The sequence below is a fragment of the Bradyrhizobium sp. GW821-FHT12B03 genome (genome assembly GCF_058807535.1).
Genome location: NZ_JBXAQU010000001.1, coordinates 66374 through 90475 on the forward strand (window position 1 = coordinate 66374; position 24102 = coordinate 90475).

The 24102-nt window shown below is 64.8% G+C and carries 27 protein-coding genes; 20 read left to right on the top strand and 7 right to left on the bottom strand.

All coding sequences use genetic code 11. The annotated features are described in order from the left end of the window. The first annotated feature begins 242 nt into the window (after positions 1-242). The 5 genes from AC1RUR_RS00350 (at position 243) to rplQ (ending at position 3915) form a co-directional block, all read left to right on the top strand. Positions 243-1136 (top strand): adenylate kinase, encoded by an 894-nt coding sequence (locus AC1RUR_RS00350; protein WP_492840215.1) that lies wholly within the window; start codon positions 243-245, stop codon positions 1134-1136. Positions 1137-1321: 185 nt separating this feature from the next. Next, positions 1322-1690 carry a 30S ribosomal protein S13 gene (gene rpsM, locus AC1RUR_RS00355; protein ID WP_008549231.1) on the top strand — a complete coding sequence of 123 codons (369 nt, stop codon included), beginning with the start codon at positions 1322-1324 and terminating at the stop codon, positions 1688-1690. A 131-nt stretch (positions 1691-1821) separates the two neighbouring features. Continuing rightward, positions 1822-2211: a 30S ribosomal protein S11 gene (rpsK, locus tag AC1RUR_RS00360; RefSeq protein ID WP_007603045.1), complete on the top strand. Its 390-nt coding sequence runs from the start codon at positions 1822-1824 to the stop codon at positions 2209-2211. A 112-nt stretch (positions 2212-2323) separates the two neighbouring features. Beyond that, on the top strand, positions 2324-3355 hold the full coding sequence (locus tag AC1RUR_RS00365; protein ID WP_492825182.1) for a DNA-directed RNA polymerase subunit alpha: 1032 nt from the start codon (positions 2324-2326) through the stop codon (positions 3353-3355). Positions 3356-3498: 143 nt separating this feature from the next. Further along, positions 3499-3915: a 50S ribosomal protein L17 gene (gene rplQ, locus AC1RUR_RS00370; RefSeq protein WP_492840218.1), complete on the top strand. Its 417-nt coding sequence runs from the start codon at positions 3499-3501 to the stop codon at positions 3913-3915. A gap of 79 nt (positions 3916-3994) precedes the next feature. Here the strand turns inward: rplQ and AC1RUR_RS00375 are convergent, their stop codons facing one another. Further along, the gene (locus AC1RUR_RS00375; protein WP_492840220.1) at positions 3995-4972 is read right to left on the bottom strand and encodes a Bug family tripartite tricarboxylate transporter substrate binding protein; all 978 of its coding nucleotides are present in this window, start codon (positions 4970-4972) and stop codon (positions 3995-3997) included. A 185-nt stretch (positions 4973-5157) separates the two neighbouring features. On the opposite strand from AC1RUR_RS00375, the gene AC1RUR_RS00380 reads away from it, so the two are divergent. Next, the gene (locus AC1RUR_RS00380; protein WP_492840222.1) at positions 5158-5946 is read left to right on the top strand and encodes an SDR family NAD(P)-dependent oxidoreductase; all 789 of its coding nucleotides are present in this window, start codon (positions 5158-5160) and stop codon (positions 5944-5946) included. Between the two features lie 10 nt (positions 5947-5956). Then, positions 5957-6253: a DUF1330 domain-containing protein gene (locus tag AC1RUR_RS00385; RefSeq protein WP_492840224.1), complete on the top strand. Its 297-nt coding sequence runs from the start codon at positions 5957-5959 to the stop codon at positions 6251-6253. 132 nt (positions 6254-6385) lie between these two features. Here AC1RUR_RS00385 and AC1RUR_RS00390 read toward each other — a convergent pair whose 3' ends face one another. Beyond that, the gene (locus AC1RUR_RS00390; protein WP_492840226.1) at positions 6386-7399 is read right to left on the bottom strand and encodes a zinc-binding alcohol dehydrogenase family protein; all 1014 of its coding nucleotides are present in this window, start codon (positions 7397-7399) and stop codon (positions 6386-6388) included. A 137-nt stretch (positions 7400-7536) separates the two neighbouring features. Between AC1RUR_RS00390 and AC1RUR_RS00395 the strand changes: the two genes are divergently transcribed. After that, a complete protein-coding gene (locus AC1RUR_RS00395; protein ID WP_492840228.1) occupies positions 7537-7914 on the top strand; it encodes a winged helix-turn-helix transcriptional regulator in 378 nt (125 codons plus the stop codon). Between the two features lie 43 nt (positions 7915-7957). Here the strand turns inward: AC1RUR_RS00395 and AC1RUR_RS00400 are convergent, their stop codons facing one another. Beyond that, positions 7958-9559, bottom strand: a complete 1602-nt coding sequence (locus AC1RUR_RS00400; protein WP_492840230.1) for an OprO/OprP family phosphate-selective porin — start codon at positions 9557-9559, stop codon at positions 7958-7960. Between the two features lie 313 nt (positions 9560-9872). Between AC1RUR_RS00400 and AC1RUR_RS00405 the strand changes: the two genes are divergently transcribed. The 4 genes from AC1RUR_RS00405 to AC1RUR_RS00420 all read left to right on the top strand — a co-directional run bounded on the left by AC1RUR_RS00405 (position 9873) and on the right by AC1RUR_RS00420 (position 14220). Further along, entirely contained in the window at positions 9873-11279 is a 1407-nt protein-coding gene (locus AC1RUR_RS00405) for a DegQ family serine endoprotease (RefSeq protein WP_492840232.1), read from the top strand. After that, positions 11276-12610 (top strand): replication-associated recombination protein A, encoded by a 1335-nt coding sequence (locus tag AC1RUR_RS00410; RefSeq protein ID WP_492840234.1) that lies wholly within the window; start codon positions 11276-11278, stop codon positions 12608-12610. The genes AC1RUR_RS00405 and AC1RUR_RS00410 overlap by 4 nt, the downstream gene beginning before the upstream one ends. A gap of 78 nt (positions 12611-12688) precedes the next feature. After that, the gene (locus AC1RUR_RS00415) at positions 12689-13006 is read left to right on the top strand and encodes a HigA family addiction module antitoxin (RefSeq protein WP_492840236.1); all 318 of its coding nucleotides are present in this window, start codon (positions 12689-12691) and stop codon (positions 13004-13006) included. Next, positions 13003-14220: an RluA family pseudouridine synthase gene (locus AC1RUR_RS00420; protein ID WP_492840238.1), complete on the top strand. Its 1218-nt coding sequence runs from the start codon at positions 13003-13005 to the stop codon at positions 14218-14220. Before AC1RUR_RS00415 ends, AC1RUR_RS00420 begins: the two co-directional genes overlap by 4 nt. Before the next feature lie 181 nt (positions 14221-14401). On the opposite strand, the gene AC1RUR_RS00425 is transcribed toward AC1RUR_RS00420, so the two are convergent. Further along, on the bottom strand, positions 14402-14848 hold the full coding sequence (locus tag AC1RUR_RS00425; RefSeq protein ID WP_492840240.1) for a hypothetical protein: 447 nt from the start codon (positions 14846-14848) through the stop codon (positions 14402-14404). 75 nt (positions 14849-14923) lie between these two features. Between AC1RUR_RS00425 and AC1RUR_RS00430 the strand changes: the two genes are divergently transcribed. The 5 genes from AC1RUR_RS00430 (at position 14924) to AC1RUR_RS00450 (ending at position 19273) form a co-directional block, all read left to right on the top strand. Further along, positions 14924-15718 (top strand): ATP12 family chaperone protein, encoded by a 795-nt coding sequence (locus AC1RUR_RS00430; protein WP_492840242.1) that lies wholly within the window; start codon positions 14924-14926, stop codon positions 15716-15718. Between the two features lie 58 nt (positions 15719-15776). Further along, positions 15777-17402: a flagellar hook-length control protein FliK gene (gene fliK, locus AC1RUR_RS00435; protein ID WP_492840243.1), complete on the top strand. Its 1626-nt coding sequence runs from the start codon at positions 15777-15779 to the stop codon at positions 17400-17402. After that, a complete protein-coding gene (locus AC1RUR_RS00440; protein ID WP_130369886.1) occupies positions 17399-17662 on the top strand; it encodes an EscU/YscU/HrcU family type III secretion system export apparatus switch protein in 264 nt (87 codons plus the stop codon). The genes fliK and AC1RUR_RS00440 overlap by 4 nt, the downstream gene beginning before the upstream one ends. Before the next feature lie 66 nt (positions 17663-17728). Further along, on the top strand, positions 17729-18547 hold the full coding sequence (gene blaOXA / locus AC1RUR_RS00445) for a class D beta-lactamase (protein WP_492840246.1): 819 nt from the start codon (positions 17729-17731) through the stop codon (positions 18545-18547). Positions 18548-18616: 69 nt separating this feature from the next. Next, entirely contained in the window at positions 18617-19273 is a 657-nt protein-coding gene (locus tag AC1RUR_RS00450) for a carboxymuconolactone decarboxylase family protein (RefSeq protein ID WP_492840248.1), read from the top strand. Positions 19274-19465: 192 nt separating this feature from the next. Here AC1RUR_RS00450 and AC1RUR_RS00455 read toward each other — a convergent pair whose 3' ends face one another. The 3 genes from AC1RUR_RS00455 to AC1RUR_RS00465 all read right to left on the bottom strand — a co-directional run bounded on the left by AC1RUR_RS00455 (position 19466) and on the right by AC1RUR_RS00465 (position 21805). Beyond that, entirely contained in the window at positions 19466-20458 is a 993-nt protein-coding gene (locus tag AC1RUR_RS00455) for a dienelactone hydrolase family protein (protein WP_492840250.1), read from the bottom strand. 183 nt (positions 20459-20641) lie between these two features. Continuing rightward, positions 20642-21238 carry a hypothetical protein gene (locus tag AC1RUR_RS00460; RefSeq protein ID WP_492840252.1) on the bottom strand — a complete coding sequence of 199 codons (597 nt, stop codon included), beginning with the start codon at positions 21236-21238 and terminating at the stop codon, positions 20642-20644. Between the two features lie 162 nt (positions 21239-21400). After that, positions 21401-21805, bottom strand: a complete 405-nt coding sequence (locus AC1RUR_RS00465; RefSeq protein ID WP_492840254.1) for a DUF4260 domain-containing protein — start codon at positions 21803-21805, stop codon at positions 21401-21403. 149 nt (positions 21806-21954) lie between these two features. Between AC1RUR_RS00465 and AC1RUR_RS00470 the strand changes: the two genes are divergently transcribed. From AC1RUR_RS00470 to AC1RUR_RS00480, 3 genes are all read left to right on the top strand, one after another. Continuing rightward, on the top strand, positions 21955-23487 hold the full coding sequence (locus tag AC1RUR_RS00470; protein ID WP_492840256.1) for an acyl-CoA carboxylase subunit beta: 1533 nt from the start codon (positions 21955-21957) through the stop codon (positions 23485-23487). Between the two features lie 67 nt (positions 23488-23554). Beyond that, positions 23555-23731, top strand: coding sequence for a hypothetical protein (locus AC1RUR_RS00475; RefSeq protein WP_492840258.1), 177 nt, complete (start codon positions 23555-23557; stop codon positions 23729-23731). Next, positions 23728-24054, top strand: a complete 327-nt coding sequence (locus AC1RUR_RS00480) for a hypothetical protein (protein ID WP_492840260.1) — start codon at positions 23728-23730, stop codon at positions 24052-24054. The genes AC1RUR_RS00475 and AC1RUR_RS00480 overlap by 4 nt, the downstream gene beginning before the upstream one ends. Positions 24055-24102: the final 48 nt, after the last annotated feature.

Consider the following 24102-nt stretch of genomic DNA (forward strand, 5'->3'; position numbering starts at 1 on the left):
CCGATTCGCTGCGCGAGCAACGCGCGGCGCGCCGCGGAGGCGGCCGGCCGGCCATTCGGTCGCATCGGCAGCGCTGCTCTCACCGCGTCGCAATCCCTGATTTCAAAGGCCTTCTTGGCGGCCGGGCATTCGCTCCCCTATGATATGGGTAGCGGTGCGGCGCCGATTATGGTTTGCACTGTTCTTGAACTTCAAACACGGGTGCGCGACGTATCGCTCACCAATCCGGGGGGCGTACGCCGATGAGAATTATACTTCTGGGACCGCCGGGGTCGGGCAAGGGGACCCAGGCGCAACTGCTGGTGCAACGCTATGGCATCGTCCAGCTCTCGACCGGCGAGATGCTGCGCGCGGCCGTTGCGGCCGGGACGCCGGTCGGGCTGAAGGCCAAGGAGATCATGGCCAGCGGCGGCCTCGTCCCCGACGAGATCGTGGTCGGAATCATCTCCGACCGGATCGACCAGCCGGACGCCAGGAACGGTTTCATTCTCGACGGCTTCCCGCGCACCGTGCCGCAGGCCGAGGCGCTGGATGAGCTGCTCAAGCACAAGCATCTCAAGCTCGACGCGGTGATAGAGCTCCGCGTCAACGAGAGCGCGCTTTTGAGCCGCGTCGAGACCCGTGTCGCCCAGATGCGGGAGCGCGGCGAGGAGGTCCGACTCGACGACACCCCTGAAGTCCTGACCAAGCGGTTAGCCAGTTACCGCAGCCAGACGGAACCGCTGATTCACTACTATTCCGAGCGGCGGAAGCTCTCGACCATTGACGGCATGATGGCCATCGACGAGGTCACCCGCGCGATTCACCGCCAGCTTCTGGCCCTGGGCGCGGCCGAGCCCAAGACGCACGCCAAGGGGACGGCTAAGGGAACTAGCAAGAGTGCGGCCAAGGCAGCGCCGGCCAAGAAGGGGGCGGCCAAGGCCAAAACAGCCAAGAAGTCGGCGAAAACGGCCAGAAAACCTGCCAAATCTGCTAAAAAGGCGGCCAAGAAGGCCGTAAAGGGCGCCAAGAAGGCGGCCAAGACAACCGCCGGGAAGACGGTCAAGAAGGCAGCCAAAAAGACCGCCAAGAAGGTCGTCAAAAAGGGTGCCAAGAAGGCCGCAAAAAAGGTCACGAAAAGGCGAGCTAAGCGCTAGCAGCGGTTGACGAAAGCCCCCGGAATCCCTTAATAAGCCCCGCATCCAAGTCGGATAGTTTCAGACGATGCCGGGCCCCAGGAAGACCGGGGGTGGGCGTCGTGTTCGCGTTTGTGAACACCTGCCCGAGAACACAAGCACTTAAAGCCTGGTCCTGACGAGGACCGGCAACAGGAGAGAAGGCCGTGGCCCGTATTGCCGGCGTGAACATTCCCACCAACAAGCGCGTGCTGATCGCGCTTCAGTACATCCATGGCATCGGTCAGAAGATCGCCGGTGAAATTCTGGAGAAGGTGAAGATCCCGGTGGATCGTCGCGTCAATCAGCTCAGCGACGCCGAAGTGCTCCAGATCCGCGAAGTCATCGACCGCGACTATCTCGTCGAGGGTGACCTGCGTCGCGAGGTCGGCATCAACATCAAGCGTCTGATGGACCTCGGCTGCTATCGCGGCCTGCGTCATCGTCGCGGTCTGCCGGTGCGCGGCCAGCGTACCCACACCAATGCGCGCACGCGCAAGGGCCCGGCCAAGGCCATCGCCGGCAAGAAGAAGTAAACTCGCGAATAGGGAGTGGCGAATGGCGAGTAGGGAGATCCCCTATTCGCCATTCGCTACTCACCATTCGCTTCCACAGGTGTAGCCGCTGGCATTACGGCGGCGTTTGAGATCTCCAGGAAAGGTACTCAATGGGCAAGGAAGCCACCCGCGTTCGCCGTCGTGAACGCAAGAACATCGCCTCCGGCGTTGCGCACGTGAACTCGTCGTTCAACAACACGACCATCACCATCACCGACGCGCAGGGCAACACGATTGCCTGGTCTTCCGCCGGCACGATGGGCTTCAAGGGCTCGCGCAAGTCGACCCCGTACGCGGCGCAGGTTGCCGCCGAGGACGTGTCGAAGAAGGCGCAGGAGCACGGCATGCGCACGCTGGAAGTCGAAGTCGCCGGTCCCGGTTCGGGCCGCGAGTCGGCGCTCCGCGCGCTCCAGGCCGCAGGCTTCACCGTCACCTCGATCCGCGACGTGACCACGATCCCGCATAACGGTTGCCGTCCCCGCAAGCGTCGGCGCGTTTGATACCAGGTTGCGGGCGCATCGGCGCCCGCAATGACTTTTCTAAGAAGCCGTGGGAATGATCCGCGGCCTTTCTCCAACGCCAGTGTCTGCAACGGCAGTTCGACTGGCCTGTATGGGTGAAACAGTGACGATCCAGAAAAATTGGCAAGAACTGATTCGGCCGAACAAGCTCCAGGTACAGCCCGGCAGCGATCCGGCCCGTTTTGCGACCATTGTCGCCGAGCCGCTCGAGCGTGGCTTCGGCCAGACCCTCGGCAACGCGCTGCGCCGCATCCTGCTCTCCTCGCTCCAGGGCGCGGCGGTGCAGTCGGTGCACATCGACGGCGTGCTGCACGAGTTCTCCTCGATCGCGGGCGTCCGTGAGGACGTCACCGACATCGTGCTCAACATCAAGGACATCTCGATCAAGATGCAGGGCGAAGGCCCCAAGCGCATGGTCGTGAAGAAGCAGGGCCCGGGCGTCGTCACCGCCGGCGACATCCAGACCGTGGGTGACGTGGTCGTGCTCAACCCGGACCTCCAGATCTGCACGCTCGACGAGGGTGCCGAGATCCGCATGGAGTTCACTGTCGCGACCGGCAAGGGCTACGTGCCCGCCGAGCGCAATCGTCCCGAGGACGCGCCGATCGGCCTGATCCCGGTCGACAGCCTGTACTCGCCGGTCCGCAAGGTCTCCTACAAGGTCGAGAACACCCGAGAGGGCCAGATCCTCGACTACGACAAGCTGACCATGACGATCGAAACCAACGGCGCGCTGACGCCGGATGATTCCGTGGCCTATGCCGCGCGCATCCTCCAGGACCAGCTCAACGTGTTCGTCAACTTCGAAGAGCCGCGCAAGGAAGTTGCCCAGGAGATCATCCCGGACCTCGCCTTCAACCCGGCCTTCCTCAAGAAGGTGGACGAGCTCGAGCTGTCGGTGCGTTCGGCCAACTGCTTGAAGAACGACAATATCGTCTATATCGGCGACCTCGTGCAGAAGAGCGAAGCGGAAATGCTCCGCACTCCGAACTTCGGCCGCAAGTCGCTGAACGAGATCAAGGAAGTGCTGGCCCAGATGGGGCTGCATCTCGGCATGGAAGTGCCGGGCTGGCCGCCGGAGAACATCGACGAGCTGGCGAAGCGCTTCGAGGATCACTACTAGGCGAATAGGGAGTGGCGAATGGCGAATGGAAACAATTCGCTACTCGCCATTCGCTACTCACCACCACGGGCGAACGCAGGCAGCCCACCTGAGCAACATGTCCGACGAACCGTCGCGGCAGTTTTAACGTAAGGAATAGTTACATGCGTCACGGCAAGGTTCATCGGAAGCTCAATCGCACGGCCGAGCATCGCAGGGCGATGTTCGCCAACATGGCGGCCGCACTGATCAAGCACGAGCAGATCGTCACCACGCTGCCGAAGGCCAAGGAGCTCCGTCCGATCGTCGAGAAGCTCGTGACCCTCGGCAAGAAGGGCGGGCTGGCGATGCGCCGCCAGGCGATCTCCGAGATGCGCGACAAGGACCAGGTCCGGAAGCTGTTCGACGTGCTCGCGACCCGCTACAAGGACCGCCAGGGCGGCTACACCCGCATCATCAAGGCCGGCTTCCGCTACGGCGACAACGCCGCGATGGCCGTGATCGAGTTCGTCGATCGCGACGTCGATGCCAAGGGCCAGGACTCCGGCCCGGTGCAGGAGAAGGAAGCCGAGGCGGCGTAAGCGGTTTCAGCAGATACGGAATTGAAAGCGGCGCCCTCGGGCGCCGCTTTTGTTTTGGGGTCGGCGAACGTCCGCGGGACTATTCTTCCTTGATCCCCGCCTTTTGGGCGATCTCCTTCATCTCGGCGGTCTCCTTGCCGATGGCTGCCTGCCAATCGCTGTAGCGCATGAAGCCGGGTTCGAAGCCGACCTTGCTGAAGCGCTCGATGACGGAAGGGCTGTTGATGATCTCCTCCAGCGTCGCCGACAGCTTGTCGCGAACGGCCGGCGACAGCCCCTTGGGCGCGACCACCGCGCCCCAGGACGCGAAGTCGATGTTGCCATAGCCGAGCTCGGCGAGCGTCGGTACGTCGGGTAGGAACGGCGTGCGCTTGCCCGAGAACACGGCGAGCACCTTGACGGTGCCGGCCTCGATCTGCGGCTTGACGGCGATCACGGTATCGACGTGGTACTGGATGTGCTTGCCGATCAGGTCGTTCATGGCCGGTGCGCTGCCCTTGTAGGGCAGGTGAACCATCTTGACGCCGGTGGCCGATTTGAACAGCTCGCCGGCGAAATGCGAAACGGTCGCCACACCGAAGGATGCCAGCGATAGCTTGTCGGGATTGGCCTTCGCTTCGGCGACGAGCGAAGCGACGTCGTTGACCGGATTGTCCTTGTAGGTGACCAGCGCCAGCGTGATCTTGCCGGTCTGTCCAATCGGTTCGAAATCCTTGGCGGCGTCGTAGGGCACGCTCTCCTTGACGGCTGCCGGCAGCGTGAAGCTCGAGTTCGAGCTGAAGAACAGGGTATAGCCGTCGGGCGCCGCGCGCGCGACTTCCTTGGCCGCGATCGTGGTGCCGCCTCCAGGGCGGTTCATGATGATCGCGGGCTTGCCGAGCCGCGTCTCCAGTTCGCCGCCGATGATGCGCGCGACCACGTCGGAGGCGCCGCCCGGCGGGAACGGCACGATCAATTGCAGCGATTTTTCCGGATAGACCGTTTGAGCCGGCGCGAGCGAAATATCGCCGATCAGGCCGACCAGTCCGAGGATAATCGTGAGTGCCGTACGCTTCATCGCATAGTTCTTCCGTGTTCACATGAGATGTCGTCGGGCTTAGCAATAATCGTTCCAGCCGCACTTCAGGCGGAGCGCTACGTTGTCGCAGGAAAGTGCTCGGCGTCTCACTGATTGGTGAGCGCCGATTGCGGCGCGGATCGCCACGCCCGATATCTCCATCAACCGATCTGAGGAGATATCACATGAACATCGACCTTTCCGGAAAGACCGCCCTCGTCACCGGCTCGACGGCCGGCATCGGCCATGCCATCGCGAGGGGGCTTGCCGGCTCGGGTGCGAGCGTCGTGATCAACGGCCGCGGCCAGGACAAGGTCGATGCGGCCGTGCGCAAGCTGGAAGCGGCGGGGACTAAGGTCCGCGGCATCGCCGCCGATGTCTCGACCGCTTCGGGATGCAAGGCGCTGGTCGCGGCGCTGCCGGAGGTCGACATCCTCATCAACAATGCCGGCATCTTCGAGCCGAAAGACTTTTTCGACATTCCGGACGAGGACTGGACGCGCTTCTTCGAGGTCAACGTCATGAGCGGCGTGCGGCTCTCGCGCGCGTACATGAAGGGCATGCTCAAGCGCAATTGGGGCCGCATCGTCTTCATCTCCTCGGAATCCGGCCTCAACATTCCAGTCGAGATGATCCACTACGGCATGAGCAAGACGGCCCAGCTCTCGGTCGCGCGGGGCCTCGCGCAGCTCACCCGCGGCACTGGCGTCACCGTCAATTCCGTGCTTCCGGGCCCGACCATGTCGGAGGGCGTCGAGACCTTCGTGAAGGATCTCGCGAAACAAAACGGGCAGTCGGTCGATGAGGCCGCCGCCAATTTCGTCAAGCAGCATCGCCCGAGCTCGCTGATCCAGCGCTTCGCCAGCGTCGAGGAGATCGCCAACATGGTGGTCTATGTTGCGTCGAAGGAAGCGTCCGCGACCAACGGCGCGGCGTTGCGCGCGGAAGGCGGCATCGTCAACACGATTGCCTGAGGCCACGCCTATGTCAGCCTATGTGATCTCGGAGGTCGAGGTGCGCGACAAGAACGCGATGGAGGCCTATCGCGCGCTTGCGGCTCAAACCATCGCGCAATATGGCGGCCGCTACCTCGCGCGCGGCGGCGCCGTCGAGGTGGTGGAGGGCGGGCCGCCGCCGAAAACCATCATCATCGTGGAGTTCGCATCGATGGCGCGGGCGCAGGAATGGTACGCGTCGGCCGAATATGCCGAGGCGCTCAAGTTGCGGCAGACGGCACTGGAGCGGCGGCTGTTGTTCGTGGAGGGCGTGGCGCCCGCGTAGATTGGGTGGGTTAGCGAAGCGTAACCCACCACTGTTCGTATCCGCAGAGACAGAAGAGGTGGGTTACGCCCAGCGAATCGCGCTTCGCGCAGTCGCAGGGCTAATCCACCCTACTCACTGGCGTTGTGGCTGCTACCACCCCTCCAGCACGATCTTGCCGCGTGACTTGCCGCTCTCTAGCAGCGCATGTGCGCGCTTGAGATTGGCCGCGTTGATCGTGCCGAAGGTCTGGTCGAGCGTTGTGCGCAGCACGCCCTTGTCGATGAGGTCGGCGACGTCATTGAGCAGATGATGCTGCGCGATCATGTCAGGCGTCTGGAACGAGGAGCGCGTGAACATCGATTCCCAGTGCACCGAGATCGCCTTGCCCTTGAATGCGCTCACCGCGAACTCCGGCGGATCGTCGATCAGGCCGAACTTGCCCTGCGGCGCCATGAAGTCCGCGATCGCCTTGTAGTGCTGATCGGTGAAGGTGAGGCTCGCCACCAGCGCCACCGGCGGCAGCTTGAGCTTCTCGATCTGCTCCTTCATCGGTTGGCCGTGGTCGATCACCGCATGCGCGCCGAGATCGAGGCACCATTTTTGCGACTCCGGCCGTGTCGCGGTCGCGAGCACCGTCAGCCCGGTCAGGCGACGGGCGAGCTGGATCAGGATCGAGCCGACGCCGCCGGCGCCACCCGTGATCAGCAGCGTGCGCGGATCGACGCTCTTGCCGGGCACGGCGCCGAGCCGGTCGAACAGCAGCTCCCAGGCGGTGATCGAGGTGAGGGGAAGGGCGGTGGCTTGCGCGAACGACAGGCTCTTCGGCTTGTTGCCGACGATGCGCTCGTCGACCAGGTGGAATTCGGAATTGGTGCCCGGGCGCTGGATCGAGCCGGCGTAAAACACCTCGTCGCCCGGATTGAACAGCGTGACGTCGGGGCCGACGGCGTCGACCACGCCGGCCGCGTCATAGCCGAGGATCTTCGTCTCGCCTTCGGGCGGGGCGGCGCGCTTGCGCATCTTGTAGTCGACCGGATTGGCCGAGATCGCCTTCACGGCGACGCGGATGTCGCGTCCCTTGGGCTCGGGTTTTGCGGTTTCGAAATCGATCAGTGAATTCGCATCGTCGATCGGAAGCGACTTCTTGTAGCCGATGGCCTTCATGGCTTGTCTTCTCCATCAGTTGGCGCACAGCTTGTGATGTGCGCCCCGCCGCTGTAACTGTCCCGCTAACGCCCATTTGGCAAGTACTGTAAATTCGGGGATATAGTCCCTGTTTTGATACTATTGGGAAAACACGCATGAAACGGCGCAATTTTGCCCGTCGTCCCGGCTGCTCGGTCGAGGCGACCCTGGATCTGATCGACGGCAAGTGGAAGGGCGTGATCCTTTACCACCTCCAGGACGGCACCCAGCGCTTCGGCGAATTGCGCCGCCGGATGCCCGGCATCACCCAGCGCATGCTGACCAAGCAGCTTCGCGCGCTGGAGGAGGACAAGCTCGTCATCCGCAAGGTCTATGCGGAAGTGCCGCCGCGGGTGGAATATTGCCTTTCCGAGCTCGGCGAGAGCCTGCGGCCGGTGATCGATATCCTGAAGGCCTGGGGCGAGAGTCATCAGCAGCGGCTCTCCTGCGCGCCGCCGCCGGTCGTGGTGAAGAAGCCGAAGCGGGCCGCGTGAGCGTCCGGGAGCGGGTCGTGCCGCGCTCCCGGAAGAGATTGCCTCAGAACGCGAACTGCGTGCGCATCGCGATGGCGTCGTACTTCGAGCCGACATCGGCGGTCGAGACCGGCGAGGCCTGTTTCGATACCGTGCCGTGCAGATAGTCGAGCATGAAGCGGACGTTGCCGTTGACGTACCAGTTGAGCGCCAGCGTGTAGACGGTCTGCCGGCCGCCGGCGATGCCGTTGGCGGTCGCCAGCTGGTTGTTGAGGTCGATCGTCGAGAAGCGCCCCGCGATCTCCCACGCGCCCCAGCCGCCGCCGTCGAGCGAGAACGGATGCGCCGGCTTGACGCCGTTATAGGCCGCGTTCGCCGCATTGTAGCTCCGGCCTTCGCCGGTCAGCACGTAGCCAGCCTGCGCATAACCGCCCTGGAATTTCAGGCTCGATGCGCCGACCAGCGGCACGCTGGTGTTGGCGGTGCGGTCGATGTTGTACCAGAAGTATTCGCCCTGAACGATGAACGGTCCATAGGTCGCCGCCGCTTCGACGCTGTAGACCTGCGCGCCCGAGACGTTGGGAATCGCGCCGGTCGAGATCAGCGCCGTAGGGTCGAGACGCAATTCCGGACGATCGCTGAGCGTCAGCGTCTGGGTGTTGGCGATCAGATTACGCGGCGGCTGGATCAGCCATTCCGCGTCGGCGCCGATATGCACCGAGTAGTCCTTGCCGCTGATCGGGTTGCCGGCGATACGCGCCACCGCACCATATTGCTCGCTCGTGCCCGCTGGCGCGGCGCTCGAAGCGGAGTGGATCGCGCCGGTCGACGGACCCGTGACGTAGCCGCCGATCCAGAGCTGGTCGTTGAACCAGCGCGTGCCGGCGGCGGAGCGGAAGTCGCCGGCGGCGATATTGGTGGCGACGATGCCGGCCGAGGCGCGCTCCATGAACATGGTGTCGTTGGAGCTCGTGGCCTCGTCCATGGTGTAGGGCAGGTCCATGATGCCGGCCTCGATCGCCATGCGTCCGCCGAACGGTTTTAGACCGGTGTAGCTGAGATAGGCATTCTCGATGCCGGACACGGCGCCACCCGGCAGCGAACCGGGCGCTGCGCCGCCAAACCCATCGGAGGAGCCGCCGAAATCGTAGACCAGCGCGAAGTTCCAGTCGTTGAAGAACTTGCCGGCAACGCCGATCCGCGCGCGGCGGACGTTCTGGCCGCTGTCGAGCTTCTGCGGCACGGTGCCGGCAGTGTTCGGGCGGTAGTCGTAGCCGCCGACGTCCCAATGCACGCGGCCGGTGAGGGCGACGCAATTGGCCTGGTCGGCGGTGCAGATGGTCGGCCGGTTGTTCGGCATCGTCACGACGACGCCGGAGGCGGGGGCAGGTCCCTTCAGCGGGATTGCCGCATTCGCGTTGGCGACCACCGCCTTCGCTTCCGAGCGCGCCTCGGCCTTTGCTTCGGCCTTGGCCTTTGCGGTCGCCGCGGTGTTTGCCGCGGTCTGGCTCTGCAGCTTGTCGAGCTTCTGTTCCAGCAACTTCAGCTGTTGCTTCAGCAGTGCGATCTCCTGCTCGCTATTGCTTGCCGTTTGGGCCTGGGCCTGCGAGGCCGCCAGCACGCCGGCGAGACCAATCGCCGTGGCTGCAAGTCTTGTTTTGATCACGTCATGCCTCCATCGTTTGACGAACTTCCCCAAGTCGCAACGGGAGAGCCTAAGAGTGATCGATGACTGCCCCGCGACGCCGCGCCCGGTTGCGCGGTTCCCACTGATGCCAATTCGCCGCAACCGAATCCGCCTCGCACCACCATGCAAGATGACGTGCATCATGCCAATCCAGCGCTGAGGCAATTTGCCGATTCGCACGCCGAGCTTGCAGGCCGGACACACCGGAAAAGGGGCCGAATATTGCCGCCTGGCGCCCTTCTATTGGCGGCCGAACGCGCCTATATTCCGGCGTCTTTTCCAAGAGGTAGGAATGTTTCGATCGACCTGGACCGCCGTCGTCACGGCATTGTGCATAGGCTTTTCGGCGAACTTCAATCCGGCTGCGGCGCAGGACCGCCGCGTCCCGTCATCGCCGGCCGAACTGCGGCTGTCCTATGCGCCGATCGTGCAGCGGGTGCAGCCGGCGGTCGTCAACGTCTATGCCGCCAAGGTGGTGCAGAACCGCAATCCGCTGCTCGACGACCCGATCTTCCGCCGCTTCTTCGGCGTACCCGGCCAGCAGCCCGAGCAGATGCAGCGCTCGCTCGGCTCCGGCGTCATCGTCGATACGTCGGGCCTCGTCGTGACCAACGTCCATGTCATCGAGGGCGCGGACCAGGTCAAGGTGTCGCTGTCGGACAAGCGGGAGTTCGAGGCCGAGATCCTGCTGAAGGATCCGCGCACCGATCTTGCGGTCCTGCGCCTGAAGGACACCAAGGAGAAATTCCCGACGCTCGACTTCACCAATTCCGACGAGCTGCTGGTCGGCGACGTCGTACTTGCGATCGGCAATCCCTTCGGCGTCGGCCAGACCGTCACCCACGGCATCATCTCGGCGCTCGCGCGCACGCAGGTCGGCATCACCGACTACCAGTTCTTCATCCAGACCGATGCGGCGATCAATCCCGGCAATTCCGGCGGTGCGCTGGTGGACATGAGCGGCAAGCTCGCCGGCATCAACACCGCGATCTATTCGCGCTCGGGCGGCTCGCAAGGCATCGGCTTTGCGATTCCTTCCAACATGGTGCGCGTCGTCGTCGCTTCCGCCAAGAGCGGCGGCAAGGCGGTGAAGCGTCCGTGGCTAGGGGCGAAATTGCAGGCGGTGACGCCGGAGATCGCCGAGAGCCTCGGCCTGCGCTCGCCGACCGGTGCGCTGGTCGCGAGCGTGGTCTCGAGCAGTCCTGCGGCGAAGGCCGGCCTCAAATCCTCCGATCTCATAATCGGGATCGACGGCCAGACCGTGGATGATCCCAACGCCTTCGACTACCGTTTCGCGACCCGTCCGCTCGGCGGCACCGCACAGATCGACGTGCAGCGCGGCGGCAAGCCGCTCAAGCTGGCGATCGCGCTGGAGACCGCGCCCGACACCGGCCGCAACGAACTCGTCATCACGGCGCGTTCGCCGTTCCAGGGCGCGAAGGTCTCGACCATCACGCCGGCGGTTGCCGACGAGCTGCATCTGGACGCCGATACGGAAGGCGTCGTGATCGCCGATCTCGGCGGCGACAGCGCGGCTGCGAATGTCGGCTTCCAGAAGGGCGACATCATCCTGGCCGTCAACAACCAGAAGATCAGCAAGACCGGCGACCTCGAGAAGGCTGCGGGCGAGCGCCCGCGGATCTGGCGCATCACGCTGGTGCGCGGCGGTCAGCAGATCAACGTTACGCTGGGCGGATGAGTCCGAAGCGACCACAGGAGACGCCAACTCTCTTTGCCGCGGCGGGGCTGGACCACGAGGCTCCGCATCCGCTGCCGGACCGGCTGCGCCCGCGCGCGCTGTCGGAGGTGGTCGGCCAGGATCACATCCTCGGTCCTGATGGTGCGCTGACGCGCATGCTGGAGACGCGAACGCTCGGCTCGCTGGTGTTCTGGGGCCCGCCCGGCACCGGCAAGACCACGGTGGCGCGGCTGCTGGCCGATGCGACCGACCTGCATTTCGAGCAGATTTCCGCGGTGTTCTCCGGCGTCGCCGACCTGAAGAAGGCGTTCGACGCCGCGCGCGCCCGCCGCGAGATGGGCAAGGGCACGCTCTTGTTCGTCGACGAGGTGCATCGCTTCAACCGCGCCCAGCAGGATTCGTTTCTCCCGGTGATGGAGGACGGCACGGTGGTGATGGTCGGCGCCACCACCGAAAACCCGTCCTTCGAGCTCAACGCGGCGCTTCTGTCGCGCGCCCGCGTGCTGGTGTTTCGCTCGCTCGATGCCGCTGCGATCGAGAAGCTGTTCGCGCATGCCGAGGCGGTCGAGGGCAAGAAGCTGCCGCTCGATGCGGAGGCGCGCGCTGTGCTGGTGCGGATGGCCGACGGCGATGGTCGCGCTTCGCTGACGCTGGCCGAAGAGGTCTGGCGCTCGGCCCGCGCTGACGAGATTTTCAACGCCGCGCAGTTGCAAGACATCCTGCAACGGCGCGCGCCGATCTACGACAAGTCGGCCGACGGTCATTACAACCTGATCTCGGCGCTGCATAAATCGGTGCGCGGCTCCGATCCCGACGCCGCGCTGTATTATCTCTGCCGCATGTTGGACGCCGGCGAGGATCCGCTGTTCCTGGCGCGCCGCGTCGTGCGCATGGCTGTCGAGGACATCGGCCTGGCCGATCCGCAGGCGCTCGTCATCGCCAATGCCGCCAAGGATGCGTTCGACTTCCTCGGCCATCCCGAAGGCGAGCTCGCGATCGCGCAGGCCGTGGTCTATCTCGCCACCGCGCCGAAATCGAACGCGGTCTACACCGCCTTCAAGGCCGCCATGCAGGCGGCAAAGCAGGCCGGCTCGCTGCTGCCGCCCAAGCATATCCTCAATTCCCCGACCAAGCTCATGAAGTCGGAGGGCTACGGCGCGGCCTACGAATACGACCACGACACCCCCGACGCCTTTTCCGGCCAGGACTATTTTCCAGAGGCCCTGGGCCGCCAGACCTTCTACGACCCGCCCGAACGCGGTTTCGAGCGGGAGATCAGGAAGCGGCTGGATTACTGGGCCAAGCTGCGCAAGGAGCGGGGCGGGCAATAGGGCTTCTAAGGCCGGCAGCGTGAGTGCATTTACGGTTTACGTAACCCGTAAATCTTGCTACTCGGCTGATGAAATCCCATGCCCAAGACACCCACACATCCCGGCGAGCATCTTGCCGAAGAGCTGCGAGAGCTAGGCATCACTGCCGCGGAGCTGTCGCGTCAGATCGACGTGCCGGTCAATCGCATTACCGGCATTATCAACGGGCAGCGCGGCATCACCGCTGACACTGCTCTGCGTCTGGGTCACTGGTTCGGTACGAGCCCGCAATTCTGGATGAACCTGCAACAGCAATATGAGCTGCGGCTCGCGGAAAAAGAGGTAGGGGCGCAGGTTGCGTCGCTGCCGCGACGGTCCGCGCTGCAGTCGACACGAAAGCTTGGAAAAACCGCATGAGCCGCCGCATCAAGAGAATGAACCCGAAGCCTCGCGAGCGTGACGAGCGCAAGGAGGCACGTCCGTTCAAGGCGCGTGGCGCGAAGAAGGCCGGACCGCGGCCGGGCGGCAAGCTCGGCGGCAGCAAGCCGCCGCGCTTTGCGGGCGAACGTGCCGAGCGGCGTCCGCCAAAAGCGGAGCTGGAAAGGCCTGCGCCGGAAAAGCCCGTCGAGGCGCTGCTGCCGACCAAGGTGCAGACCGTCAAGGTAACGGCCGACGAGAACAACATGCGCGTCGATCGCTTCCTGGAAGCGCGCTTTCCCGGCCTGTCGTTCTCCCACATCCAGCGCGTCGTGCGCAAAGGCGAGCTGCGCGTCGACGGCAAGCGCGTCGACAGCAAGGACCGCCTGGAGGAGGGCCAGAGCGTCCGTATTCCGCCGCTGAAGCTCGACACGCCGAAGGCTGTCGGCGAGCTGTCGGAAGGTGCCCAGAAGACGCTTCAGGCGCTGAAGGAAATGACGATCTACGAGGACGACGACGTTCTCGTGCTGAACAAGCCGGCCGGCCTTGCCGTGCAGGGCGGCTCGGGCATGACGCGGCACATCGACCAGATGCTGGAGGTGATGCGCGATGCCAAGGGTCAGAAGCCGCGCCTCGTGCACCGCATCGATCGCGAGACGTCAGGCTGCCTCCTGATCGCCAAGACGCGCTTTGCCGCTTCGCATCTGACCGGAGCCTTCCGCTCGCGGTCGGCGCGCAAGACCTATTGGGCGCTGGTGCCGGGCCTGCCGAAGCCCAAGCAGGGCCGGATCTCGACCTTCCTTGCGAAAGAGGAGAGCGAGGACGACACCATCATGCGCATCGCCCAGCATGGCGACGAGGGCGCGAGCCACGCGGTGACCTATTATGCGGTGGTGGAGACCGCCGGCAACAAGCTGACCTGGGTGTCGCTCAAGCCCGTGACGGGGCGCACCCACCAGCTGCGCGCGCACATGGAGCATATCGGCCATCCCATCGTGGGCGATCCCAAATATTTCAACATCGAGAACTGGCAGCTGCCGGGCGGCCTGCAGAACCGGCTGCATCTGCTCGCGCGCCGCATCGTCATTCCGCATCCGCGCGGCGGCGTGATCGACGCAACCGCCCCGCTGCCGCCGCACATGCAGCAGTCGTGGAATCTGCTCGGGCTGGACGCAAGCCGGTTCGATCCGATCGAGAACGCGCCGGAAGAGTAGGTGTTTCCGCGACGTCGTCCCGGCGAAGGCCGGGACCCATACAGCGGAATCTATCTGGAGCGTGCGGTGCTCGTACCGGCGAACGAATCCAACTGCTGGCCTTCGCCAAAGCTCTGCTGCGGAGTATGGGTCCCGGCCTTCGCCGGGACGACGACGGATGTTTGGCGAGCGGTTTGTCCCCTTAATTCCGAAACTGCTCCAGAAACATCCGCAAGCTGTCGTGCGGGGTCTCGACGTCGGTGATCAGCCAGCCTTCCGGACCGTCGACCAGGATGAAGTTCAGCGTCACCCGGCGGCCGTGATTGTCGAAATTCGCCGCGACATAGGTCTTGTCGTATTGCCTGCGGACGACCGCGATCGCGACCGGGCCGAGCTTCCAGCTCGGGCTCTGCACCAGGAAATCGTAGGGCTCCACCCTCGGCGCGGACCATACCTTGCGTAACGAGGCGTCGAAGAATTGCCGGGCGGCGGCGGCATCGCGTGGCAGGCCCTTTGACAGCTCCGGGGCGCCCTTGCCGTAATAGGCGTAGACGTTGCGCACCAGCGATTCCGGGGTGCGAAAACCGGCGTTCGCCGCGGCCAGTCCGAAGCCGGCGAACAGGGCCATAATGCCCGCAAGTTCCCTCATTCCTGCCGCTCGCTTTATCGGGCGCCGGTCTTGTCGTACAAGCCTAGCACTGAGCGAGCAGGGCCGAAAACTGACATGCGCGAATTGTTCGACGAAGCTGCGGGGCAACCCCCGCGCGATCCCCGCGAGGCGGCGCGCCAGTCCGCGCGCACGCCGCAGCGCAAGCGCTTCTACAGGGAGGCCGGCATCGCCGAGGCCGAGGGCGGCTTCGCCATCACGCTCGACGGCAAGCCGATCCGTACGCCCTCCGGCCGCCAGGTGATCATCCCCTCGCGCGCGCTGGCCGATGCGGTGGCGGCCGAATGGGCCGTCCAGGGCGAGACCATCGACCCCGTCACCATGCCGCTGACGCGGATCGCCAACAGCGTGGTCGAGGGCGTCGTTGATCGTGTCGAGCTCGTCAGCGACGATCTCGCGAAATATTTCGAGGCCGATCTGCTGTTCTATCGCGCCGGCCACCCCGAGGGGCTGGTCGCCCGCGAGGCCGCGCATTGGGACCCCGTGCTGTTCTGGGCAGCGGAGACGCTGGGCGCGCATTTCATCCTCTCCGAGGGTGTCATGCATGTGAAGCAGCCGGACGAGGCGGTGAGAGCCGCCCGGGCGGCGCTGCCCGGGGATGCCTGGTCGGTCGCGGCGCTGCACGTCGTGACGACCTTGACCGGCTCGGCGCTGCTGGCGCTGGCGCTCGCCCATGGCGTGCGCGATGCCGGCCAGGTCTGGGCCGCCGCCCATGTCGACGAGGACTGGAACATCGAGAAATGGGGCGTGGACGAGGAGGCGGCCGCCCGCCGCGCCGCCCGCCTGAAGGATTTTCAGGCCGCCATGGCGGTTTTGGCGGCCGTGAAGTCGCCCGCGGCCAAAGGTCCTTAACGAGAGGTTTACGAGGGCGGCCTTAGGGTGGGGACCAGCGTTCCCAGGGCCCCTTGAGATGCCGACGCCGATAAGCTCGATCGTTCCCGTCAGTGCTGCCAGCCCCGCGGCTGATGCGGCGACGCCCGATCTCGTGCTGCAGGCCGGCAGCGTCGTCGATGCCAGGGTCGTCAGCGTGATGGCCGACAATCTGGTGCGGATCGCGATCGCCAATCTGTCGATGGACGTGATGTCCGAGGTGTCGCTGACACCGGGGCAAAATCTCCAGCTTGCGGTGTCGCAGAACGACGGCACCATCCGGCTCGCCGTCATGAACGGGGCAGGTGAAGCGACCGCCGACCAGATCACGCTGACGCCGCGCGCGGCCTCGCTCGTCGACAGCCCGTCGCTTGCGCCGTCCGCGAGTGCGACCCGCAATCTCCTGACACCGTCCGAGCAGGTCGCCGTCACCGTCGCCTCGGCCGAAGCCGCGACCAAACAGGGCAGCCAGGCGCCGCTGTTCGCCAATCTGGCCTCCGTCGTCACCGGCAGCGATCTGCCGGCGGGGCTGAAGCAGGCGGTGCTGGAGGTGTTGGCGCAACAGACGCCGCTCAACACCGCGCTCGATGGCGGTGACATCGAAGCCGCATTCCAGAAGTCCGGGCTGTTTCTCGAAGCCTCGTTGGCCGCAGGCACAACGCCATCGTCGGGCGCCGTGCCGGATCTGAAAGCGGCGCTGCTGGTGCTGCGTCAGACGCTGACCACGCTCGAGACCGCCGTGCCGCAAGCACCGGTGCAAGGCGCTGCGCCGCCGACGGGCGCCGCAGCCACGCCGCAGGCCGCAGCATCCGCACCACAGGCGGCGGGCGAGGCCGCGCAGGCGGCATTGCCGTCGCCCGGTACTGATCTCGCCCAGCCGGCGCAACTGCCACGCGGCGCCGCGCTCGCAGCCGCCGTGCTGGCCGACATGGCGGGCGACACGCCGCAAGCGGCGATGCCGCGAACCATGTCCGCCGGCCTTGCCGCGAGCCTCTTGCAGGAGGTCACGCAAAACCTGCCGCGCATGCTCGGCAATTTGCCGGGCTCGAACAAGGCCGTGCCCGATGGCCACATCTTCGAGGCCGCTGCGCGTGCGACGCCGCCGCCGTTCCGCGGCGCGTCGCCGTCGCCGCAGTCCGTCGCCTCGCCGTCGCTCGCGCCGGATACGCCGCTCGCCGCGACGGTGCACCGTCTGCTCGACGACACCGATGCGGCGATCGCGCGGCAGACCTTGCTCCAGGTCGCCTCGCTCCCGGATCGGACCGATGCCAGCGGCCACCGCATCGATCCGGCCGTGCCGCAATGGAATTTCGAGATTCCGTTCGCGACCCCGCAGGGCACCGCAATGGCGCAATTCGAGATCTCGCGCGACGGCGGCAACGAGTCCGCCGATCCCGCCAAACGCGCCTGGCGCGCGCGTTTCTCGCTCAATGTCGAGCCGGCCGGCCCCGTCCATGCGCTGATCACGCTGAACGGCGACAAGACCTTCGTGCGGATGTGGGCGGAGCGGCCGGCGACCGCACAGCAGCTGCGTGCCGGGATCGGCGAGCTCAGCCAGGCGATGACCAGGGCCGAGCTCACGCCCGGCGACATCGTGGTGCGCGATGGCATTCCGCCGCAGCCGGCGCCGGCCCGTGCCGGCCACTTCCTGGATCGCGCCACATGAGCGATCCATCCAAGCTCGCGATTGCGCTGCATTACGAGAAGGGCACCAACGCGCCTGTGGTCGTCGCCAAGGGCAGGGGCACGATCGGCGAGAAGATCGTCGAGATCGCCAAGGCTAACGACATCCCGATCGAGGAGAACGAGATCCTGGCCGGTGCGCTCTCCAAGGTCGAGCTCGGCGAGGAGATTCCGCCCGATCTCTACAAGGCCGTCGCCGAAGTGCTGGTATTCGTGCTGCGGCTGTCGGGCCGGGGGCGGTAGCTGTCATCGTTTGACCATGTAGCGGCTGCATGGTCGCACGCTTTCTCAATTCAACGGATACTGCCCTTGCTGACCCGCCGTTCCACCCTCGGCCTTCTCGCCGCAACCGCGATCCTGCCGCAGCGGGCGCTCGCCCATGTCGCGCCGCCGCGCAATGAGATCCGCGACAGCCTGGCAAAGCGCTTCACCGATCTCGGCACATCAGGCACCTTCGTCGGCTACAAGGTCGAGGATTATCTGATCGTCGCCAGCGACAAGGAGCGCTCCGGCGAAGCGAAGCTGCCGGCCTCGACCTTCAAGATCCCGAACTCGCTGATCGCGCTGGAGACCGGAGTGGTCACCGATCCCGACAAGGACGTTTTTCCCTGGGACGGTGTGAAGCGCGGAATCGAGGCGTGGAACAAGGACCACACGCTGCGCAGTGCCATCGCGGTCAGTGCGGTGCCGGTCTATCAGGAGATCGCGCGCCGTATCGGGCCGGAGCGCATGCAGAAATACGTCGATCTGTTCGACTACGGCAATCGCGACATCGGCGGCGGCATCGACCAGTTCTGGCTCACCGGCGCCTTGCGCATCGATCCGGTCGAGCAGATCGATTTCGTCGACCGGCTGCGCCGCCGCGCGCTGCCGATTTCGAAGCGCAGCCAGGATCTCGTCGCCGACATCCTGCCGGTCACCAAGGTCGGCGACAGCATCATCCGCGCCAAGTCCGGGTTGCTGGGCGCCGAGCGCGGCGAACCGTCGCTGGGCTGGATGGTCGGCTGGGCCGAGAAGGGCGAGGCGCACACCGTGTTCGCGCTCAACATGGATTGCACCGAGCCGCGCCTCGTCGGCGAGCGCATGCCGCTGACGCAAGCCTGCCTTGCCGAGATCGGTGCGGTCTAGCTGGCGCGCGCGAACCCGCTCGATTAGCATCCTCCGACCAAGCAAAGAAAAAAGGTCGGGAGGACAACAATGAACTCAACACCGCTCTGGCTGTCGTCGCTCATGTTCGCCGCCGCCGGCGGCTGGCTCGCCGCCACGATGTTCGCAGCACCCGCCACCGGCAAGGAGCCGCGCTTTCCGCAGCTCACCATGGACCAGCTCGACGCCAAGCAGAAGCCTCTCGGCGAGCAGATCATGAAGGTGTCGAGCGTCGGCATCGGCGGACCCTACAATCCCATGATCCGCAGCCCCGTGCTCGGCCAGCGCCTGTTCGACCTGTTCTACTATCTGCGCTGGGAGACCTCGGTCCCCACAAAACTCAACGAATTTGCGATCCTGATCATCGGGCGGCAGTGGCGCTCCCAGGTGGAATGGTTCGCGCACGCGCCGCTCGCGGCCAAGGCGGGATTGTCAGCCGACATCATCGCCGAGCTGAAGGCCAACAAGCGGCCGTCGAAGATGGCCGAGGACGAAGCGGTGGTCTACGACTTCGTCACCGAGATCACCACGACCAAGAAGGTCTCCGACGAGACCTATGCGCGCGCGAAGAAGGTGTTCAACGACCAGCAGATCGTCGACCTCACCGCGGTCGCCGGCAACTATGTGATGGTCGCGATGCTGCTCGCCATGGCCGAGGAGACGGTGCCGCCGGACAAGCAGGAGCCGTTTAGGCCGGGCGAGCCGTAGGGCTCGTTAGTGCGAGGAGTTCGCGACAAAATTGCGATACCGTAGGGTGGGCAAAGGCGCGCAGCGCAGTGCCCACCATCTCTCGACACGGTGGCTTTGCAATTTGGTGGGCACGCTTCCGCCTTCGCTCTTCGAGCTACGGCGGACAAGTCGCTTTGCCCACCCTACGGCATCGGTGCGAGTTGCGCAGCCTCACCCCAGCTTGAACAGCACCTGCAGAAACTCCTCAACCGCCTTGCGCGACTCTGCAGCCGTCGTCGGATTGCCGCCGACATGCGGATTGAGCTCGACGCAGGAATCCTTGTAGGTGAAGGGCGCTTGCGTGCTGGCGTTCATCAGCACGCCGCCGTCGCCTTCCCTGATCTGGCAATTGCGCACGGTCTGCGCGTTGGCGGAGACGGCCACAGTGTTGACGCCGAGCAGGCCGCTGTCGAAGCCGTGCGCGCTGTCGGGGTATTCGGTCAGCACGACATCACGCCCGGCAGTCTTGAGCCGTTCGACAAAAGCCTTGCAGCTCCTCACGGGATTGTAGTCGTCGGGCGTGCCGTGGAAGATGCGGATCGGCCGTGGTGCGACCTCGCTGTCGCCAACGTAGCTGGTCGAGCAGTCCGGATAGAACGGGATGTAGGCAGCAAACTGGATGCCGGACTTGTTCCAGAGCTTGTTGAAGCGGTCGAGGCTCGCATAGAGGGTGGCCTGACCGCCGCGCGAAAAACCCATCAGCACGATGCGGTCGGGGTCGACGCGCGGGTGCTTCGCCAAAATCTCGAGCGACCGGTAGATGTCGACGATCAGGTTGAGCCGGCCGAGCAGGGCCTGGTTCGGCCCGACCACCGTCAGTCCGCGACCGGTAAAGCCGTCGATCACGAAGGTCGAGATGCCCATGGCGTTGAAGGCGTGCACCCAGGCCTCCGTGGTCGCGCCGACGCCGCTCGAGCCGTGCATCAGCACCACGACGGGAAGTTTTCCGCTGCCCTGCGCGACACGGAATTCGCCCGCGACCGTCACCGGCCTGCCGGCGGCCGCATCGCCGCTGAGGAATTGCTGATCGGACAGGGTGAGCGAGGAGATCGGGAAGATCTCGGTCCTGATAGCGGCGTCCTTGGGCAGGGATTGCGCGCTGGCGAGCACGGTTGAAACGCCGAGCGCGATGAACGCGGCAGCGATGCGGAATGCCGTCGGCATCGGATCCTCCCCTGTGATTTTGAGGGAGTAGAACAACGTGCACACGCGCTGTCAATTTGTCGCGCCACGATCGGCTCCACCGCGTCATGGCCGGGCTTGTCCCGGCCATCCACGATCTTCTTCATCGGTCGCCAAAGAACGTGGATGCCCGGGACAAGCCCGGGCATGACGACTTCGAATACCTCAGGCCCTGTCGGCTGCCTTCTTCACCGTCAGCGCCTGGTCGATGGCAAAGCCGCCGATCTCGCTCATCGCCTGCGAGATCACGTCGCCGTTTCTGGCAAAGCCGCTGGAGAGATAATCGAACTGCGTCCGCGCCAGCCGCAGCACCTCGATCGGCACAGAGACGACGGTTTCGTTGAAGCTGTCCACGGAGGCGCGCAAGCCGTCGAGCTCGGTGGTGAGCTTGCCGATATGGCTCTCGGCATCCTGCATCAGGCCGAGCAGCTTGCCGCGCTCGGCATTGAACGCCGCGCGCTCGGCCGCGGCGGCCGCAGTGACTTCGGCAAGTTGCGTCCGCAGCGTCTCGATCTGGCCGACCATCGCGTCTGAGGCGAGCTCGGCGGCCTCGCGCAGCTCGGTGCTGCGCGTGCTCTCTTCCTGCTGCTGGTGATAGAGCCGCTCCGCCGTCATCGCCCGCTGCGCCAGCGACTCGATCAGGCTTGCGGCACGCTGCAGCATCTCGCCGTTCCGCCCCGACACCATGCTGGCCATGCGCCGCAGGAAGTCGACGGTTTCGGACGACGAGTTCGGCGGCAGGGGGACGACCGTCGCGGACATGAGGGTGATGCTTGCAGCCAGACGTGAGGACCGCCGCCGTACCGACTGGGCTCACGCAACATTCGGCGCCTGATCGTAAGCTCCGAGCAAGCCTGAATCGGCGGGCCGGGTCAACCGACCAGCACGGACAAATCGACCATCCCGCAGCCCACCCGGGTGGGATCAGGCGTCCTTCCGCCGGCCAATCCGCCCCAGATGAGTGAAGCCGAACCCGGCGGAATATTTCAGGCCATAGCCGAGCGCCCGGTCGATGCCGATATGGGCCAGCCAGATCAAGGCGATGGACAAAGTGAGCGGCGAGGCAAGGCCGAAGCCCAGCGTCAGCAGCGCCACCGGCGCCATGTAGCTGTGGGCGGCGTTGTAGACCAGGGCGCCGAATTTGGCGTCGGAGAGGTATGCCAGGAAGCTCAGATCGGGGACGAAGAACAGCAGGGCGAAGACTGCCCAAGAGCCGTCCCAGGCCCAGTAGAGCATCACCATGCCCAGGAACAGGGTCAGGCCCTCCAGCCGCAGCAGGATGTTGACGCCGCCGGTTGCCGCGCCGGTCTCGGCCGTTGCTTGGTCCATCATCGCCTCCCAGGCAAAACTTTGTAATTCCTTGCGCTTTCCCGCTGCGGCAGGGCAGCCCTGCGAGCCCGAAAGCCGCTTCCCGGCCCGCAAAATGCCGTGTTAGAACCCCCGGCAATCGCATTTAGGCTAAGAACTGGCGGGAGCAAATGAAGAACATCCTGGACGCCCTTGAAGATCGTCGTGCCGGCGCAAAGCTCGGCGGCGGGGAGAAGCGCATTGAGGCGCAGCACGCCCGCGGCAAGCTGACCGCGCGCGAGCGCATCGAGCTCTTGCTCGACAAGGGATCGTTCGAGGAGTTCGACATGTTCGTCGAGCACCGTTCCACCGAGTTCGGCATGGAGAAGAACAAGATCCCCGGCGACGGCGTCGTCACCGGCTGGGGCACCGTCAATGGCCGCAAGACGTTTGTGTTCGCCAAGGATTTCACCGTGTTCGGCGGCTCGCTGTCCGAGACCCACGCCCTGAAGATCACCAAATTGCAGGACATGGCGATGAAGGCGCGGGCGCCCATCATCGGCCTCTACGACGCGGGCGGCGCCCGCATCCAGGAAGGCGTCGCCGCGCTCGCCGGCTATTCCTACGTGTTCCGCCGCAACGTGCTCGCCTCGGGCGTGATCCCGCAGATCTCCGTCATCATGGGCCCCTGCGCCGGCGGCGACGTCTATTCGCCGGCGATGACCGACTTCATCTTCATGGTGAAGAACACCAGCTACATGTTCGTCACCGGCCCCGACGTGGTGAAGACCGTGACCAACGAAGTGGTCACCGCCGAAGAGCTCGGCGGCGCTAGCGTGCACGCCACGCGCTCCTCGATCGCGGACGGCGCCTTCGAGAACGACGTCGAGACGCTCTTGCAGATGCGGCGCCTGATCGACTTCCTGCCGTCCAACAACACCGACGGCGTGCCGGAATGGCCGAGCTTCGACGACATCGGCCGCGTCGACATGTCCTTGGACACGCTGATCCCCGACAATCCGAACAAGCCCTACGACATGAAGGAACTGATCCTCAAGGTCGTGGACGAGGGCGATTTCTTCGAGATCGCGGAGAGCTTCGCCAAGAATATCGTCACCGGCTTCGGCCGCATCGCGGGCCGCACCGTCGGCTTCGTCGCCAACCAGCCGATGGTGCTGGCCGGCGTGCTCGACTCGGATGCCTCGCGGAAAGCGGCGCGCTTCGTCCGCTTTTGCGACGCCTTCAACATCCCGATCGTCACCTTCGTCGACGTGCCGGGCTTCCTGCCCGGAACTGCGCAGGAATATGGCGGCCTGATCAAGCACGGCGCCAAGCTGCTGTTCGCCTATTCGCAGTGCACCGTGCCGCTGGTCACCATCATCACCCGCAAGGCCTATGGCGGCGCCTTCGACGTCATGGCCTCCAAGGAAATCGGCGCCGACATGAACTACGCCTGGCCGACCGCCCAGATCGCGGTGATGGGCGCCAAGGGCGCGGTCGAGATCATCTTCCGCAGTGACATCGGCGATCCCGACAAGATCGCCGCGCGCACCAAGGAATACGAAGACCGCTTCCTGTCCCCCTTCATCGCCGCCGAGCGCGGCTATATCGACGACGTCATCATGCCGCATTCGACAAGGAAGCGGATCGCAAGGGCGCTGGCGATGCTGAAGGACAAGAAGGTGGAAGCGCCGGCGAAGAAGCACGACAATCTGCCGTTGTGAGGTGGAAGCTCAGTCCAAACAATAAAATGGCATGGAATGGCCGAGGCGATTCGATTATATTGATCCAATGACTGACTCTCTCAAGAAGCTCATCGAAGCTGCCAAGGCCGCCAATCCATCTCCGGAACACCGGGAGGAACAGCGGCGCAGCTTCGTGTACGGCAACACCCATTTCGAAAACGCGCTTATTACGCGCGAAATGGTCGATCGTGAGGCCGAGAAATTGGCCAAGGAAAAGAAGTGACAAGCGAAGAGCGTGAACGGCGCGATAGCCGCGCGCTCGAGCCTGAGTTGATTACAGATCCACAGCAGAAGGCAGCGGCGGAAGCGCGGAATGGGTTCCGTCAGTACGACGCGGCTGTTGGTGCGATCCATACTGCCCTCGAGCGAGGGGCGTTCAAGCTCCGTCACCGAAAACCCTATTTCGATGCTCTGGATGCGGCCGATTTGGCCTTCCGGAACGACGGCCGGATCGATGTGTCAAAAATGGAAGAGCTGTTGGCTTCTCTTTTGGCAAATCAGCTCGCCGAATTCTATAAATCAGTTGGAGGCAAGCTACCTGGCTGAGCGAGGACTTTGCCCGGTAGCTTTGTTCGCGACGCTGCTTTCTCAGTC